This window comes from Pseudoxanthomonas sp. 22568 (assembly GCF_052044485.1).
In the GTDB taxonomy this organism is placed as follows: Bacteria; Pseudomonadota; Gammaproteobacteria; order Xanthomonadales; family Xanthomonadaceae; genus Pseudoxanthomonas_A; species Pseudoxanthomonas_A beigongshangi.
On record NZ_JBQENC010000009.1, the window covers coordinates 162,530 to 175,027 of the forward strand.

General features: G+C 68.4%; 11 protein-coding genes. 8 read left to right on the forward strand and 3 right to left on the reverse strand.

The genetic code is table 11. The features are described from left to right. Window positions 1-21: 21 nt before the first annotated feature. The 3 genes from rsmB to def form a co-directional block, all read right to left on the reverse strand. A complete protein-coding gene (gene rsmB / locus ACTJI2_RS13135) occupies window positions 22-1,329 on the reverse strand; it encodes a 16S rRNA (cytosine(967)-C(5))-methyltransferase RsmB (protein WP_440842379.1) in 1,308 nt (435 codons plus the stop codon). Beyond that, window positions 1,326-2,246, reverse strand: a complete 921-nt coding sequence (gene fmt, locus ACTJI2_RS13140) for a methionyl-tRNA formyltransferase (protein WP_440842380.1) — start codon at window positions 2,244-2,246, stop codon at window positions 1,326-1,328. Before fmt ends, rsmB begins: the two co-directional genes overlap by 4 nt. A 103-nt stretch (window positions 2,247-2,349) precedes the next feature. Next, window positions 2,350-2,865, reverse strand: coding sequence for a peptide deformylase (gene def / locus ACTJI2_RS13145; protein WP_192199512.1), 516 nt, complete (start codon window positions 2,863-2,865; stop codon window positions 2,350-2,352). A 131-nt stretch (window positions 2,866-2,996) separates the two neighbouring features. On the opposite strand from def, the gene ACTJI2_RS13150 reads away from it, so the two are divergent. The 8 genes from ACTJI2_RS13150 (at window position 2,997) to ACTJI2_RS13185 (ending at window position 12,451) form a co-directional block, all read left to right on the forward strand. Continuing rightward, window positions 2,997-4,166 (forward strand): LysM peptidoglycan-binding domain-containing protein, encoded by a 1,170-nt coding sequence (locus ACTJI2_RS13150; RefSeq protein WP_183639548.1) that lies wholly within the window; start codon window positions 2,997-2,999, stop codon window positions 4,164-4,166. Between the two features lie 76 nt (window positions 4,167-4,242). After that, the gene (gene dprA / locus ACTJI2_RS13155) at window positions 4,243-5,382 is read left to right on the forward strand and encodes a DNA-processing protein DprA (protein WP_440842381.1); all 1,140 of its coding nucleotides are present in this window, start codon (window positions 4,243-4,245) and stop codon (window positions 5,380-5,382) included. A gap of 42 nt (window positions 5,383-5,424) precedes the next feature. Continuing rightward, complete coding sequence (locus ACTJI2_RS13160) at window positions 5,425-5,898, forward strand: DUF494 family protein (protein WP_141455174.1); 474 nt, start codon at window positions 5,425-5,427, stop codon at window positions 5,896-5,898. 30 nt (window positions 5,899-5,928) lie between these two features. Next, window positions 5,929-6,642 carry a GYF domain-containing protein gene (locus ACTJI2_RS13165; RefSeq protein WP_440842382.1) on the forward strand — a complete coding sequence of 238 codons (714 nt, stop codon included), beginning with the start codon at window positions 5,929-5,931 and terminating at the stop codon, window positions 6,640-6,642. Between the two features lie 101 nt (window positions 6,643-6,743). Next, on the forward strand, window positions 6,744-7,838 hold the full coding sequence (locus tag ACTJI2_RS13170) for an RDD family protein (protein ID WP_440842383.1): 1,095 nt from the start codon (window positions 6,744-6,746) through the stop codon (window positions 7,836-7,838). Window positions 7,839-7,869: 31 nt separating this feature from the next. Then, on the forward strand, window positions 7,870-8,772 hold the full coding sequence (locus ACTJI2_RS13175) for an RDD family protein (RefSeq protein WP_440842384.1): 903 nt from the start codon (window positions 7,870-7,872) through the stop codon (window positions 8,770-8,772). A gap of 12 nt (window positions 8,773-8,784) precedes the next feature. Further along, window positions 8,785-9,735, forward strand: a complete 951-nt coding sequence (locus ACTJI2_RS13180; protein ID WP_440842386.1) for an RDD family protein — start codon at window positions 8,785-8,787, stop codon at window positions 9,733-9,735. A 172-nt stretch (window positions 9,736-9,907) separates the two neighbouring features. Next, the gene (locus ACTJI2_RS13185; RefSeq protein WP_440842387.1) at window positions 9,908-12,451 is read left to right on the forward strand and encodes a DNA topoisomerase I; all 2,544 of its coding nucleotides are present in this window, start codon (window positions 9,908-9,910) and stop codon (window positions 12,449-12,451) included. Window positions 12,452-12,498: the final 47 nt, after the last annotated feature.

The window sequence follows — 12,498 nt, forward strand, 5'->3', positions numbered from 1 at the left end:
GGCCAGCCAATGTCGCGTGGCTCACGCCCCGTCGCTGCGGACCAGGCGCGCGTAGAAGAAGCCGTCCATGCCATCCTCGCCCGGCAGGCGCTGGCGGCCGGCGCCGGAGGCATGGCCGAAGCGCGGGTCCAGCGCTTCGGTGCGGGCGTCGGGCGTGCGCGCCAGGAAGGCGTCGATCTGGCGCTCGTTCTCGTCCTTGAGGATCGAGCAGGTCGCATACAGCAGCATGCCGCCCGGCCGCAGCAGGGTCCACGCCGCATCCAGCAGGCGTGCCTGCAGCGCGCGCAGCGCGTCGATGTCCTCCGGCCGCCGGTGCAGCAGCACGTCGGGCTGGCGACGGACGATGCCGGTCGCCGAACACGGCGCGTCCAGCAGGACCGCGTCGAACGGCTGGCCGTCCCACCAGATCGAAGGCTCGCCCGCATCGGCGGCGCGCAGTTGCGCCCGCACGCCGACCCGCGCGAGCGTTTCGCCCACGCGTTGCAGGCGTCGTGCATCCACGTCCATCGCCAGCAGACGCAAGGTGCCGTCGCGTTCGAGCAAGTGCGCCGCCTTCCCGCCGGGCGCGGCGCAGGCATCGAGTACCCGCGCGCCGGCGGCGGGCGCCAGCGCATCGGCCACCAGTTGGGCGGCCCCGTCCTGGATCGACACGTCACCGTCGGCGAAGCCCGGCAACGCGGCGACCGCCACCGGCGTATCGACGCGAATCGCATCGGTGGCCAACGGCGAGGCGGACGCGACGAGTTCCGGCAACGTCTGTCGCAGGCGCTCCAGATAATCCGCCACCGGCATGCGCGCGCGGTTGACCCGCAGCCACAGCGGGGCGGCTTCGGCGCTCGCGGCGAAAACCGCATCGGCCTGCCCGGCCCAGTCCTGGCGCACTCGCTCGCGCAGCCACGCCGGCCAGGCCCGTTCGGGTGCGGCGGCCGGCAGGCCTTCGCGCTGCGCGCGGCGCAGGATCGCGTTGACCATCCCGGCCTGGTGCGAGCGCTTCAGTTCCCGCGCGGCTTCCACGGTGGTAGAGAGCGCGGCATGCGCCGGCAGTTGCAGCGCATCGATCTGGGCGAACCCGACCCACAACAGCGCCCGCAGTTCGCCGTCGCGCCGGCCCAGCGGTTTCTGCATCCAGCGGCGCAGGGCCTCGTCATAACGGACGCGCTGGCGCAACGCGGCGAAGCAGATCGCTTCGGCCAGCGCGCGATCCCGCGGGTCCGGCAGGCGCGGCAGGCCGGCGGCCAGTTCCGCCTTGAGCGAACGCCCCCGGTGCGCGACCGCATCGAGGATGCGCGCGGCCAGTGCGCGCACGGCGGCGCCGGTGCCCGGATTCACGCGGTCACCAGATCCCGGCGCGCGTTGAGGTAGTCGGCGGCAGTGATCGCCTTGCCGCCCTCGCGCTGGACCACCCGCAGGCGCAGCGCGCCCTGGCCGCAGGCGATGTCCAGGCCCTGCCGGCCCGCCGTGAGCAGCGTGCCGGGTTCGGCCCGGTGCGCCAGATCCAGCGCGACCGCGCCATGGATGCGCAGGCGTTCGCCGGCCACGCTCGCCTCGGCCACCGGCCAGGGTTCGAACGCACGCACCTTGCGCGCCAGCGCGTCGGCTGGCTGCGACCAGTCCAGCCGCGCTTCGTGCTTTTCCAGCTTGTGCGCATACGTGGCACCGGCTTCGGGCTGCGCCTGCGCCACCGGGCGCATGCCCGCGCGCAGCAGGCCAAGCCCGTCGGCAAGCACGCGCGCGCCCAGTTCGGACAGGCGGTCGTGCAGTTGCCCGCCGGTTTCCTGTTCGCCGATGGGCGTGCGCTGGGACAGCAGCACCGGGCCGGTATCCAGCCCGGCTTCCATCTGCATCAGGCAGACGCCGGTTTCGGCGTCGCCGGCTTCGATCGCGCGCTGGATCGGTGCGGCGCCACGCCAGCGCGGCAGCATCGACGCATGTACGTTCCAGCAACCGTAACGCGGGATGTCCAGCACCGCCTGCGGCAGGATCAGGCCGTAGGCGACGACGATCATCAGGTCCGGGGCCAGTTCGCGCAGGGCTTCCTGCGAGGATTTCTTCCTCAGCGATTCCGGTTGCAGTACCGGGATGCCGCGCTGGATCGCCTCCAGCTTGACCGGCGAAGGCGTCAGCCCGCGGCCGCGGCCGGCGGGCCGATCCGGCTGGGTGTACACCGCAACGACTTCATTGCGCGCGTGCGCCGTGCGCAGACTGGGAACGGCGAACGCCGGCGTGCCGGCAAAAACGATTCTCATGGGAGACGAGGTATCCGGGGAGGTAGAAGGAGGATGGCGGCCGGCGCGACCCGCAACCTGGCTCTTGCGAATCCCAAATCCCGAATCACCAATCCCGCGGCCGTCAGGCCGCAGCCTGACGCCGCTGCTTGGCCAGCTTCTTGCGCACCATCTCGCGCTTGAGCGGCGAGAGGTAGTCGACGAACAGCTTGCCGTCGAGATGATCCATTTCGTGCTGGATGCAGACCGCCAGCAGGCCGTCGGCGCGCAGTTCCTGCGCCTGGCCCCGGCGATCGACGAAGCGCACGGTGATTTCATTGGAACGGGTGACGTCGGCATAGATGCCGGGAACCGACAGGCAGCCTTCCTGGTAGACCTGGTCGCCGGCCCGGTCGACGATCTCCGGATTGATGAAGACCCGGGGGTCGTTCTTCTCTTCGCTGATGTCGATGACCATGAAACGCTGGTGCACGTCCACCTGGCTGGCGGCCAGGCCGATGCCCGGGGCCTCGTACATGGTCTCGAACATGTCGTCCAGCAGGGTCTGGAAGGCCGGCTCGGTCACCCGCGCCGGGTCGACCGGCACCGCCTTGGTGCGCAGCCGGGGATCGGGGAATTCGAGGATGGGAAGCAGTGCCATGGTGTGTCCGAGATGGGGGCGCCAGTGGAATCCGGCAAGGCCTCACGGATTCTAACTCGGGCGCTTGCGTTGCGCCGGGTTTTCTGGACTATAGTGCGGACCACCTGTCGGGGAATCAGGTAGATACAGCCATGTTTAAACATTTTCGTACGGTTCTCGCCGTTGCGGCGATTACCGTGGGCAGCTATGCCGCCGCCGCAGAAATGGCGGGGGACCACCCGGACACGTACGTGGTCAAGCGGGGGGACACCCTCTGGGACATTTCCGCCCGCTTCCTGAAGAAGCCGTGGCTGTGGCCGGAGATCTGGCAGGCCAATCCGCAGATCAAGAACCCCCACCTCATCTACCCCGGCGACGTGCTCAGCCTGGCTTATCTGGATCGCGTGGCGGTCCAGGCCGGTCCGCGCCAGGAAGCCCCGCTGAACGCGATTCCGCTGTCCGACGTCGAGCCGTTCCTGAAGAACCTGAGCATCGCCGACAGCTTCCAGCATCTGCCGTACGTCGCCGGGCTGGAAGAGAACATGCTGCGCGCCACCGCCGGCCAGAACGTGTACGTGCTCGGTCTGGACCAGGCCCAGCCCGGCCAGCGCTACGCGATCGTGCGCCCGGGCCTGCGCTACACCCAGACCCGGGTGAAATCCAGCGGCGAGTACCTGACCTACAAGGAAGACTTGGATTATCGCGGCGCCCGCATCAAGGGCGCGCCGGCGGACTGGAACCGCCAGTGGTCCAGCTCGGCGCTGTCCGACGGCGGTCCGGTCGAACTGCTGGGCTACGAGCTTGAGCAGGTCAACGTCGGCACCATCACCCGGGGCCTCGTGCCCGGCAGCGAAACGGTCACCCTGACCCTGCAGGACAGCGGCAAGGAAGTGCGTGCCGGCGATCGCGTGGTCCCGGTCGAGGCCAAGCCGTACGACCTGCAGTTCTTCCCGCACCCGCCGGCCACGGCCATTGCCGAGGGCAAGCTGCAGATCCTGGCCGTCGCCAACGCGCTGACGTCCGGTGGTCCGCGCGACGTCGTCGCCATTTCCGGCGGCAGCCGCGAAGGCATCGACAACGGCACCGTGCTGTCGGTCTGGCGCCGGGGCGATCACGTCGCGAACAAGGTGCGCTGGCCCAATTCCTCGCGCATGGACGACTCGCCGCGCAACGGCGCCGGCCGGGTCAGCCTGCCGGATGAGTACGCCGCGCACGTGATGGTGTTCCGCACCTTCGACAAGGTCAGCTACGGCCTGGTGATGGAAGGGGTGAAGGCCACCCGGGTGGGCTACGAGCTGAAGCATCCGGACGCCACCTACTGAGTCTTCGGACAAACCCTACGCAACACCGCGACGGCGCCCGAGGGCGCCGTCGTCGTCTCCGCACTAGGCTGGCCTCATGTCCCGCCACGAAGACGACTCCGAGGCCCTGTTGCGCCTGACCCTGGCCGGCGGCGGCAGCGCCGCCCGCCGCCGCCTGCTGGAACGCCATGGCAGCCCCGGCGCCGCATTCGCGGCCGGGCCGCGCGGATGGCGGGCGGCCGGACTGGACGATGGCCAGGTCAGCGCCTTCGCGGCGCCGGCCGCTGCAGGACTGGCAATCGCCCGGGAGTGGCTGGCTGCTTCGCCCCGCCATCACCTGATCGGCTGGGATTCGGGCGACTATCCGCCGCTGCTGCGCCATTGCCCGCATCCGCCGCTGGCGCTGTTCGTCGATGGCGATCCGGCACTGCTGTGGCGTCCCTCGGTGGCGGTGGTCGGCAGCCGCTCGCCGACCGCCGGCGGACGCGACAACGCCGCGGCGTTCGCCGCCGCGCTGGCCAGGGCGGGGGTCGTGGTGGTCAGCGGCATGGCCGCCGGCATCGACGCCGCCGCGCACGAGAGCGCCCTGGGCCAGGTCGAAGGGACCACCGTCGCAGTCCTGGGCACCGGTCCGGAACAGGCATATCCGCGCCGGCACGCGCCATTGCGGGATCGCATCGCCGCGCACGGCGCGGTGGTCAGCGAGCATCCCCCCGGCACCAGCGCGCATCCCAGCCACTTCCCCCGCCGCAACCGGATCATCGCCGGCCTGTCGCTGGCCACGCTGGTGATCGAGGCCGCCGAGCGATCCGGCGCACTGATCACCGCTCGCCAGGCGGCGGACAGCGGCCGTGACGTGTTCGCCGTGCCCGGTTCCATCCACAATCCGCTGGCGCGCGGCTGCCACCGCCTGATCCGCGACGGCGCCGGCCTGGTCGAACGCGGGGACGAACTGCTGGACGCCCTCGCCCCGCAATTGGCCGGGACGGTCCGGATCCTGCGCGAACAGCTCGGCGAACCTGAACAGACCCCTCCCGAACGGTCGCTTCCGGCCGGCGGCGGCCGGGACCCCGACTACCAGAAGTTGTGGCGCGCGCTTGGTCACGACCCAACGGGTATGGATCAACTGGTGGACCGGACCGGATTGACGACCGCCGCCCTGTCCTCCATGCTGCTCGCCATGGAACTGGATGGGCGCGTATCGGTCGAACACGGCCGTTACTGCCGCAAAGGCTAGTTTCTTTCCTCCACAGCGCCACCGTGCGCAGGCCGAGGGGCAATGAAAGAGAGCATCCTGGATGTACTGCTGTACCTGTTTGAACACTATTTCACCGAGGACGCGGACCCCGTCCGTGATCGCGACTCTCTCCAGAACGGCCTGATCCAGGCCGGTTTCAGCCCCGCCGAAATCAACAAGGCTTTCGACTGGCTCGACGCCCTGGCCGATCAGCGGCCCGGCGCGCCGCAACCGCGCGTGGGCGGCCCGACCCGCATCTTCCATGGTCCGGAGCTGGAAAAGCTCGACGTGGAAGGCCGCGGCTTCCTGATGTTCCTGGAACAGCACGGCATCCTCGATGCCGATCAGCGCGAACTGGTGCTGGATCGGGCGATGGCGCTGGACCAGGACGAGCTGGATCTGGACGACCTGAAGTGGGTCGTGCTGATGGTGCTGTTCAACCAGCCCGGCTCGGAAGCGGCCTACGCGTGGATGGAAACGCAGATGTTCGTGGACGAACCTGAACCGGTACACTGAGCCGACTTCAACCTGCTTTCGGGGGAAAGCATGGCCCAGTGGTATTACGCGGAAGGACCGGGGCGGAACGTTGGACCACTGACCACGGAGGAACTGGCGGCCTGCTTCCGGCGGGGCCAGTTGATGCTGGATTCCCAGGTCTGGCGCGAGGGCATGGCGCAATGGCAACCCTTGCGCAGCGTGGCCGCCGAGCTGGGCCTGGACGCCACCGCGTCGGCCACCGCGCCGATGCCGCCGCCGCTTCCCGGCGCGCCGGGCCACGCCAGCCCGCGCCCGGGCGCTCCGGCAATCACGCCCGCACCGCGAGGGATGAGCCGCGGCACGATCATCCTGATCATCTGCCTGGCGGCGATCATTCCCATGCTGGCCATCCTCGGCATCCTGGCGGCGATCGCCATACCCGCGTACCAGCAATACACCTCGCGCGCCAAGCTGATGGAACCGATCGCCGCGGGCGACGCGCTGAAGCCGCTGATTGAACGCCATCTGGCCGAAGGCCGCTGCCCCGACAACGACGCCGACGGCTTCCAACCGGAAGCCGCCTACGCATCCCCGCATGTCGCCGGCATTCTCGTCGGCGAGTTCGACGACGGCACGTGCGGGGTGGAGGTGCGCGTCCGCGGCACCGGCAATTCGCGCATGGACGACCACGCCATCTGGATTTTCTACGACGGCCAGTCCCGCAGCTGGGGCTGCACCTCGGACATCGAGGACCCGCTGCTGCCGGAGCGGTGCCGCGGCTGATGTGCCGCATGCCGGCGATCCCGCCCCGCGGCGGTCGCCCATCTAGGCGTTGACGAGCGCTTGCGGTAACGTTCGCAGCGCAACGGTTTGGGGAAACCAGCATGTCCACTTGGTATTACGCCGGGGCCGAGCGGCAACCGCTCGGCCCGTTGTCCACGGATGAACTGAAACAGCACTTCCACAGCGAACGGATCGCACTGGACACGCTGGTCTGGCGCGACGGAATGATGCAGTGGCGACCATTGGCGGACCTGGCCCAGCAGCTCGGCCTGCTGGAGATGCCGCGGGCACCGTTCGATGCCTCACCCGCGTCGCCCGCCGCGTTCGCGCCTCCGGCGCCGCCGACGGTTCCCGCGTCGCCGACGATCGCACGCGTGGAAGCCGAAGAGGTCGCAGCCGCCGTCACCGCGCCGCCCGAACGGATGCCGGCACCATCGGCCGCACCGGTGGGTAGCCGCGCGGTGTTCAATCTCGGCAGCGATCCTTCGCCCACGCCGGTGTACGAGCGTCCGGAGATCATCGAGCGCATGGCCGCGGCGGGCACCGGCGAGACCGCTGCCTCCCGCAACCCGTACCTGGCCGCACGCGCGCCGCTGCAGGCGCAGCCCTCCTTCGTCGCCGACCAGAACGTCGTCTACGCCGGATTCTGGAAGCGCGCGGCCGCGACGATCATCGACGGCTTCATCCTGTCGCTGGTGGTGGGCCTGTGCGGTGAACTGTTCGGCGTGATCCTCAGCGATCTCGCCGGCGGCGGCGAATTGGCCACGGCGATCACCACCTCGCTCAGCACGCTCGCCCTCAACGCGCTCTACTTCGCCTGGTTCCATTCCACCTTCAACTACGCCACGCCGGGCAAGATGGCGATTGGCATCAAGGTGGTGCGCAGCCATGGCGAACCGATCTCGTTCCTGCGCGCGCTGGCACGCTTCTTCGCCACCATCCTCAGCACGCTGACGCTCTTCATCGGCTATCTGATGGCCGCGTTCACCGCGCGCAAGCAATCGCTGCACGACATCATCTGCGACACCGTGGTGGTCGACAAATGGGCCTACACCACCGAGCCGGAGCGCCAGCGCAGCGAGCTGGGTCTGGTCGCGATCGTGGTGCTGGGCCTGTATGGTCTGGTCATCGTGGCGGGCGTGGTCCTGATTTTCTTCGTCATCGGCCTGGCCGCGACCACGCAGCGGTTCGGTTGAACAAGCAACAGCAACAGGAGCAGTACAAAAAATGAGCAGTTGGTTTTTCGCCATCGGCGAGCAGCGCCAGGGTCCGATCAGCGCGGAAGAACTGGGCACGCGTTTCCAGCGCGGCGAAATCACGCCGGATGCGCTGGTCTGGCGCGAAGGTATGGACGGCTGGCGCCCGCTGGGCGAGATGGCCGCGGAACTGGGCCTGGCGATTCCGGCCGCCGCGCCCGCCATTGCCACCGTGGTCAACGAGCCGGCTTCGCCGTACGCGGCACCGGCCGCGCACGTTCCGCTGCAGTCCGCGCCGGTGTTCGCCGGCCAGGTGGTGATGGCCGGTTTCTGGAAGCGTTTCGCCGCTTCCTTCATCGACGGCATGGTGATGATGGTGGTGACCCTGGTGGTCGCTCTGGTTGGCCTCATGCTCACCGGCGGAGCGGCCGCGCTGAATCCGCAGGCATTCGCCAACGACATGATGCGCGGCACCTTCGGGGTGACCTTCATCCTGGCGTTCTACGTGCTGCCGATCCTCGCCCAGGCGGTCTATTTCACCTGGATGCACGCGTCCGCGTCGCAGGCGACCCTGGGCAAGCTCGCGGTCGGCATCAAGGTGGCGCGCACCGATGGCCAGGCGCTCACCCTGGGCCGCAGCTTCGGTCGCTGGTGCGCGTACTTCTTCCTCAATCTGGTCAGCTGCGGCGTCACGACGCTGATATCGGCATTCACCGTCGGCCTGACCGAGCGCAAGCAGGCCCTGCACGACATGATCGCCGATACCCTGGTCGTGGACCGCTGGGCCTTCACCGCCCATCCGGAACGGCAGCGCCGCGACCTGGGCGCGGTGACCTGGACGATCATCGTGCTGGCGGGCCTGTTCTTCGTCGCCTACATCGGCTTCTTCGTGTTCGCCATGGGCATGGCCGCCATCGCCGGCGGCAATCAGTAATCCCGGCGGGCGATGAAGCACTGGTACTACGCGGACGAGGCGCGGCAGCCGCAGGGTCCGGTGGATGCCGCGATGCTGCGGGATCTGCTGGCCGGCGGACGGATTTCCCACGCCACCCTGATCTGGCGCGACGGCCTGTCGCAATGGCAGGCGGCCGGCGATTTCGCCCGGGAACTGGGCCTGGACACCGGCGCGCGTTTCCGGCAATCGCCGGTGGTCGCGGAAGACGTCGCGGAAGAAAAGGACGGGTCGACGGCCGGGGCCATTACCGATACTGCGTCGTTCCCGCCCCCGGACACCACGCCTGAAACGGACGCGTCCCCGTATGCCGCGCCCGAGGCCGCGGTCGGGCTCGTATCCCAGGTCGTGCAGGGCGGCGAGGTCGTCTATGCCGGTTTCTGGAAACGCACGGCGGCCTATGTCATCGACAGCTTCCTGCTGACCATCATCACCACGGTGATCAGCACCGTGACCGGGCTCGCGATGCTGCCGCTGGTCATGGCCGGCGCGACCCAGCCATTGCTTGTCGTGGTGCTGCAGGTCGCGTCCTACCTGGTGCAGATCGTGGTGATGGCCGGCTATTTCGCCTGGTTCCATGCCTCTCCCCACCAGGCCACGCCCGGCAAGATGGCGATCGGCATCAAGGTGGTGGACACGCAGGGCGGGCCGATCAGCTTCTGGCGCGCCATCGGCCGGTTCTTCGCGACCTTCGTCAGCACGCTGCTGCTCATGGCGGGCTACCTGATGGCGGCCTTCACCGGCCGCAAGCAGGCCCTGCACGACCTGATCTGCGGCACGCTGGTGGTGGACAAGTGGGCCTACACCCACTATCCGGAGCGCCAGCAGCCGAAGCTCGGCGTGGTCACCTGGATCGTCCTCGTCCTGGGGGGGCTGCTGTCCCTGCTGTTCCTGCTGGCGGCCGGTGTGCTGGTCGCCGCCATGGGAGGCGTTTTCGGAAAGTGACGGGCTTCACGGAACCCGTTCAGGGTTGACAGCCGTGCCCGGGCATGATTCCACTAGTAAATAGCGAAACCTGAACGCCCGGGGCCACGGCTCCGGGCGTCGGCTTCTCTGCCGCCCGCTTTTGCGCCACCCTTGCCGGCCACGCGCCGCCCCCACCGCCCATCGGAAGGACATGTCCAAGCACCTCCTCATCGTCGAATCGCCGGCCAAGGCCAAGACGATCAACAAATACCTCGGCAAGGACTTCCACGTCCTGGCGTCCTACGGTCACGTGCGCGACCTGGTGCCGAAGGAAGGGGCGGTGGACCCGGACAACGGCTTCGCGATGCGCTACGACCTCATCGACAAGAACGAGAAGCACGTCGATGCGATCGCCAAGGCGGCCAAGGCGGCCGAAGACATCTATCTGGCGACCGACCCGGATCGCGAGGGCGAGGCGATCAGCTGGCACATCGCGGAGATCCTGAAGGAGCGCGGCCTGCTCAAGGACAAGCCGCTGCACCGGGTGGTATTCACCGAAATCACCCCGCGGGCCATCCGCGAGGCGATGAACCAGCCGCGCCAGATCGCCAACGAACTGGTCGATGCCCAGCAGGCGCGCCGCGCGCTGGACTACCTGGTCGGCTTCAACCTGTCGCCGGTGCTGTGGCGCAAGGTCCAGCGCGGGCTGTCCGCCGGCCGCGTGCAGTCGCCCGCGCTGCGCATGATCGTCGAGCGCGAGGAAGAGATCGAAGCCTTCATCGCCCGCGAGTACTGGTCCATCGAGGCCGAATGCGCGCACCCGCGCCAGTCCTTCACCGCCAAGCTCACCCGCCTGGACGGCCAGAAGTTCGAGCAGTTCACGGTCACCGACGGCGACACCGCCGAAGCCGCGCGCATGCGCATCCAGCAGGCCGCGCAGGGTTCGCTGCATGTCACCGACGTGACCAGCAAGGAACGCAAGCGCCGGCCCGCGCCGCCGTTCACCACCTCCACCCTGCAGCAGGAAGCCGCGCGCAAGCTGGGCTTCACCACCCGCAAGACCATGCAGGTCGCGCAGAAGCTGTATGAAGGCGTGGCGATCGGCGAGGAAGGCACGGTCGGCCTGATCAGCTACATGCGTACCGACTCGGTCAGCCTGTCGGTCGAGGCGCTGAACGAGATCCGCGACGTCATCGCCCGCGACTACGGCACCCAGGCGCTGCCGGACAAGCCCAACACCTACCAGACCAAGTCCAAGAACGCGCAGGAAGCGCACGAAGCCGTGCGCCCGACCTCGGCACTGCGCACCCCGGCGCAGGTGGCGCGCTTCCTCAGCGACGACGAGCGCAAGCTCTACGAACTGATCTGGAAGCGCGCGGTGGCCTGCCAGATGGTGCCGGCCACGCTCAACACCGTCAGCGTCGACCTGGCCGCGGGCAGCGAGCACAGCTTCCGCGCCAGCGGCACCACCGTGATCGATCCCGGCTTCCTAGCCGTGTACGAGGAAGGCAAGGACCAGAAGGGCGCGGAAGACGACGACGAAGGCCGCAAGCTGCCGCCGATGAAACCGGGCGACCGGGTGCCGCTGGATCGCATCCACGCCGACCAGCATTTCACCCAGCCACCGCCGCGCTTCACCGAAGCCGCGCTGGTCAAGGCGCTGGAGGAATACGGCATCGGCCGTCCCTCCACCTACGCTTCGATCATCCAGACCCTGCTGTTCCGCAAGTACACCGAGATGGAAGGTCGCGCCTTCAAGCCCACCGACGTGGGCCGCGCGGTCTCCAAGTTCCTCAGCGGCCACTTCACCCAATACGTGGACTACGACTTCACCGCCCGGCTCGAGGACGAGCTGGACGCGGTCTCTCGCGGCGAGGAGGAATGGGTCCCGCTGATGGAGAAGTTCTGGGGCCCGTTCAAGGAACTGATCGAGGAGAAGAAGGAATCGGTCGATCGCAGCGAGGCCACGGGCGCGCGCGAACTCGGTACCGATCCCAAGTCCGGCAAGCCGGTCAGCGTGCGCCTGGGCCGGTTCGGGCCCTACGCCCAGATCGGCGACAAGGACACCGACGAGAAGCTCGAATTCGCCTCGCTGCGTCCGGGCCAGTCGATGCACACCATCACCCTGGACGAAGCGATCGAGCTGTTCAAGCTGCCGCGCAAGCTGGGCCAGGACAACGGCGAGGAAGTCAGCGTCGGCATCGGCCGCTTCGGTCCGTTCGCCAAGCGCGGCAGCACCTACGCCTCGCTGAAGAAGGAAGACGATCCGTACACGATCGATCTGGCCCGCGCGGTCTTCCTGATCAACGAAAAGGAAGAAATCGCCCGCAACCGCATCATCAAGGAATTCGACGGCAGCGACATCCAGGTGCTGAACGGCCGCTTTGGTCCGTACATCAGCGACGGCAAGCTTAACGGCAAGATTCCCAAGGATCGCGAGCCCGCCTCGCTGACCCTGGCCGAAGTGCAGCAGCTGCTGGAGGAAACCGGCAAGCCCGCGCGGCGCGGTTTCGGCGCCAAGAAGGCCACCGCCAAGAAGGCCGCGGTGAAGAAGGAAGCCGCGCCGAAGAAGACTGCTGCCAAGAAAACCGCCGCCAAGAAGACGGCAACGAAAAAGGCTGCGACCAAGAAGACCACCGCGAAGAAGGCCGCCGTGACCGTCACCGAACCGGCCAAGTCGCTGCTGACCCCGGCCAAGGTGGAACCCGGCAAGAAGCGGGTCGCCAAGAAGCAGAGCGACGACGCGCCGTTCTGATTCGCTGCCTCAAGCCGCGCCCCGCGGGGCGCGGTGGACACGCGGGC

What these genes read in the sequence shown, in the direction of transcription:
- ACTJI2_RS13150 (WP_183639548.1), top strand. Translation starts at nt 2,997, where the DNA reads ATGTTTAAACATTTTCGTACGGTTCTCGCCGTTGCGGCGATTACCGTG.
- ACTJI2_RS13165 (WP_440842382.1), top strand. Translation starts at nt 5,929, where the DNA reads ATGGCCCAGTGGTATTACGCGGAAGGACCGGGGCGGAACGTTGGACCA.
- ACTJI2_RS13170 (WP_440842383.1), top strand. Translation starts at nt 6,744, where the DNA reads ATGTCCACTTGGTATTACGCCGGGGCCGAGCGGCAACCGCTCGGCCCG.
- fmt (WP_440842380.1), bottom strand. Translation starts at nt 2,246, where the DNA reads ATGAGAATCGTTTTTGCCGGCACGCCGGCGTTCGCCGTTCCCAGTCTG.
- ACTJI2_RS13175 (WP_440842384.1), top strand. Translation starts at nt 7,870, where the DNA reads ATGAGCAGTTGGTTTTTCGCCATCGGCGAGCAGCGCCAGGGTCCGATC.
- ACTJI2_RS13160 (WP_141455174.1), top strand. Translation starts at nt 5,425, where the DNA reads ATGAAAGAGAGCATCCTGGATGTACTGCTGTACCTGTTTGAACACTAT.
- ACTJI2_RS13180 (WP_440842386.1), top strand. Translation starts at nt 8,785, where the DNA reads ATGAAGCACTGGTACTACGCGGACGAGGCGCGGCAGCCGCAGGGTCCG.
- def (WP_192199512.1), bottom strand. Translation starts at nt 2,865, where the DNA reads ATGGCACTGCTTCCCATCCTCGAATTCCCCGATCCCCGGCTGCGCACC.
- dprA (WP_440842381.1), top strand. Translation starts at nt 4,243, where the DNA reads ATGTCCCGCCACGAAGACGACTCCGAGGCCCTGTTGCGCCTGACCCTG.
- ACTJI2_RS13185 (WP_440842387.1), top strand. Translation starts at nt 9,908, where the DNA reads ATGTCCAAGCACCTCCTCATCGTCGAATCGCCGGCCAAGGCCAAGACG.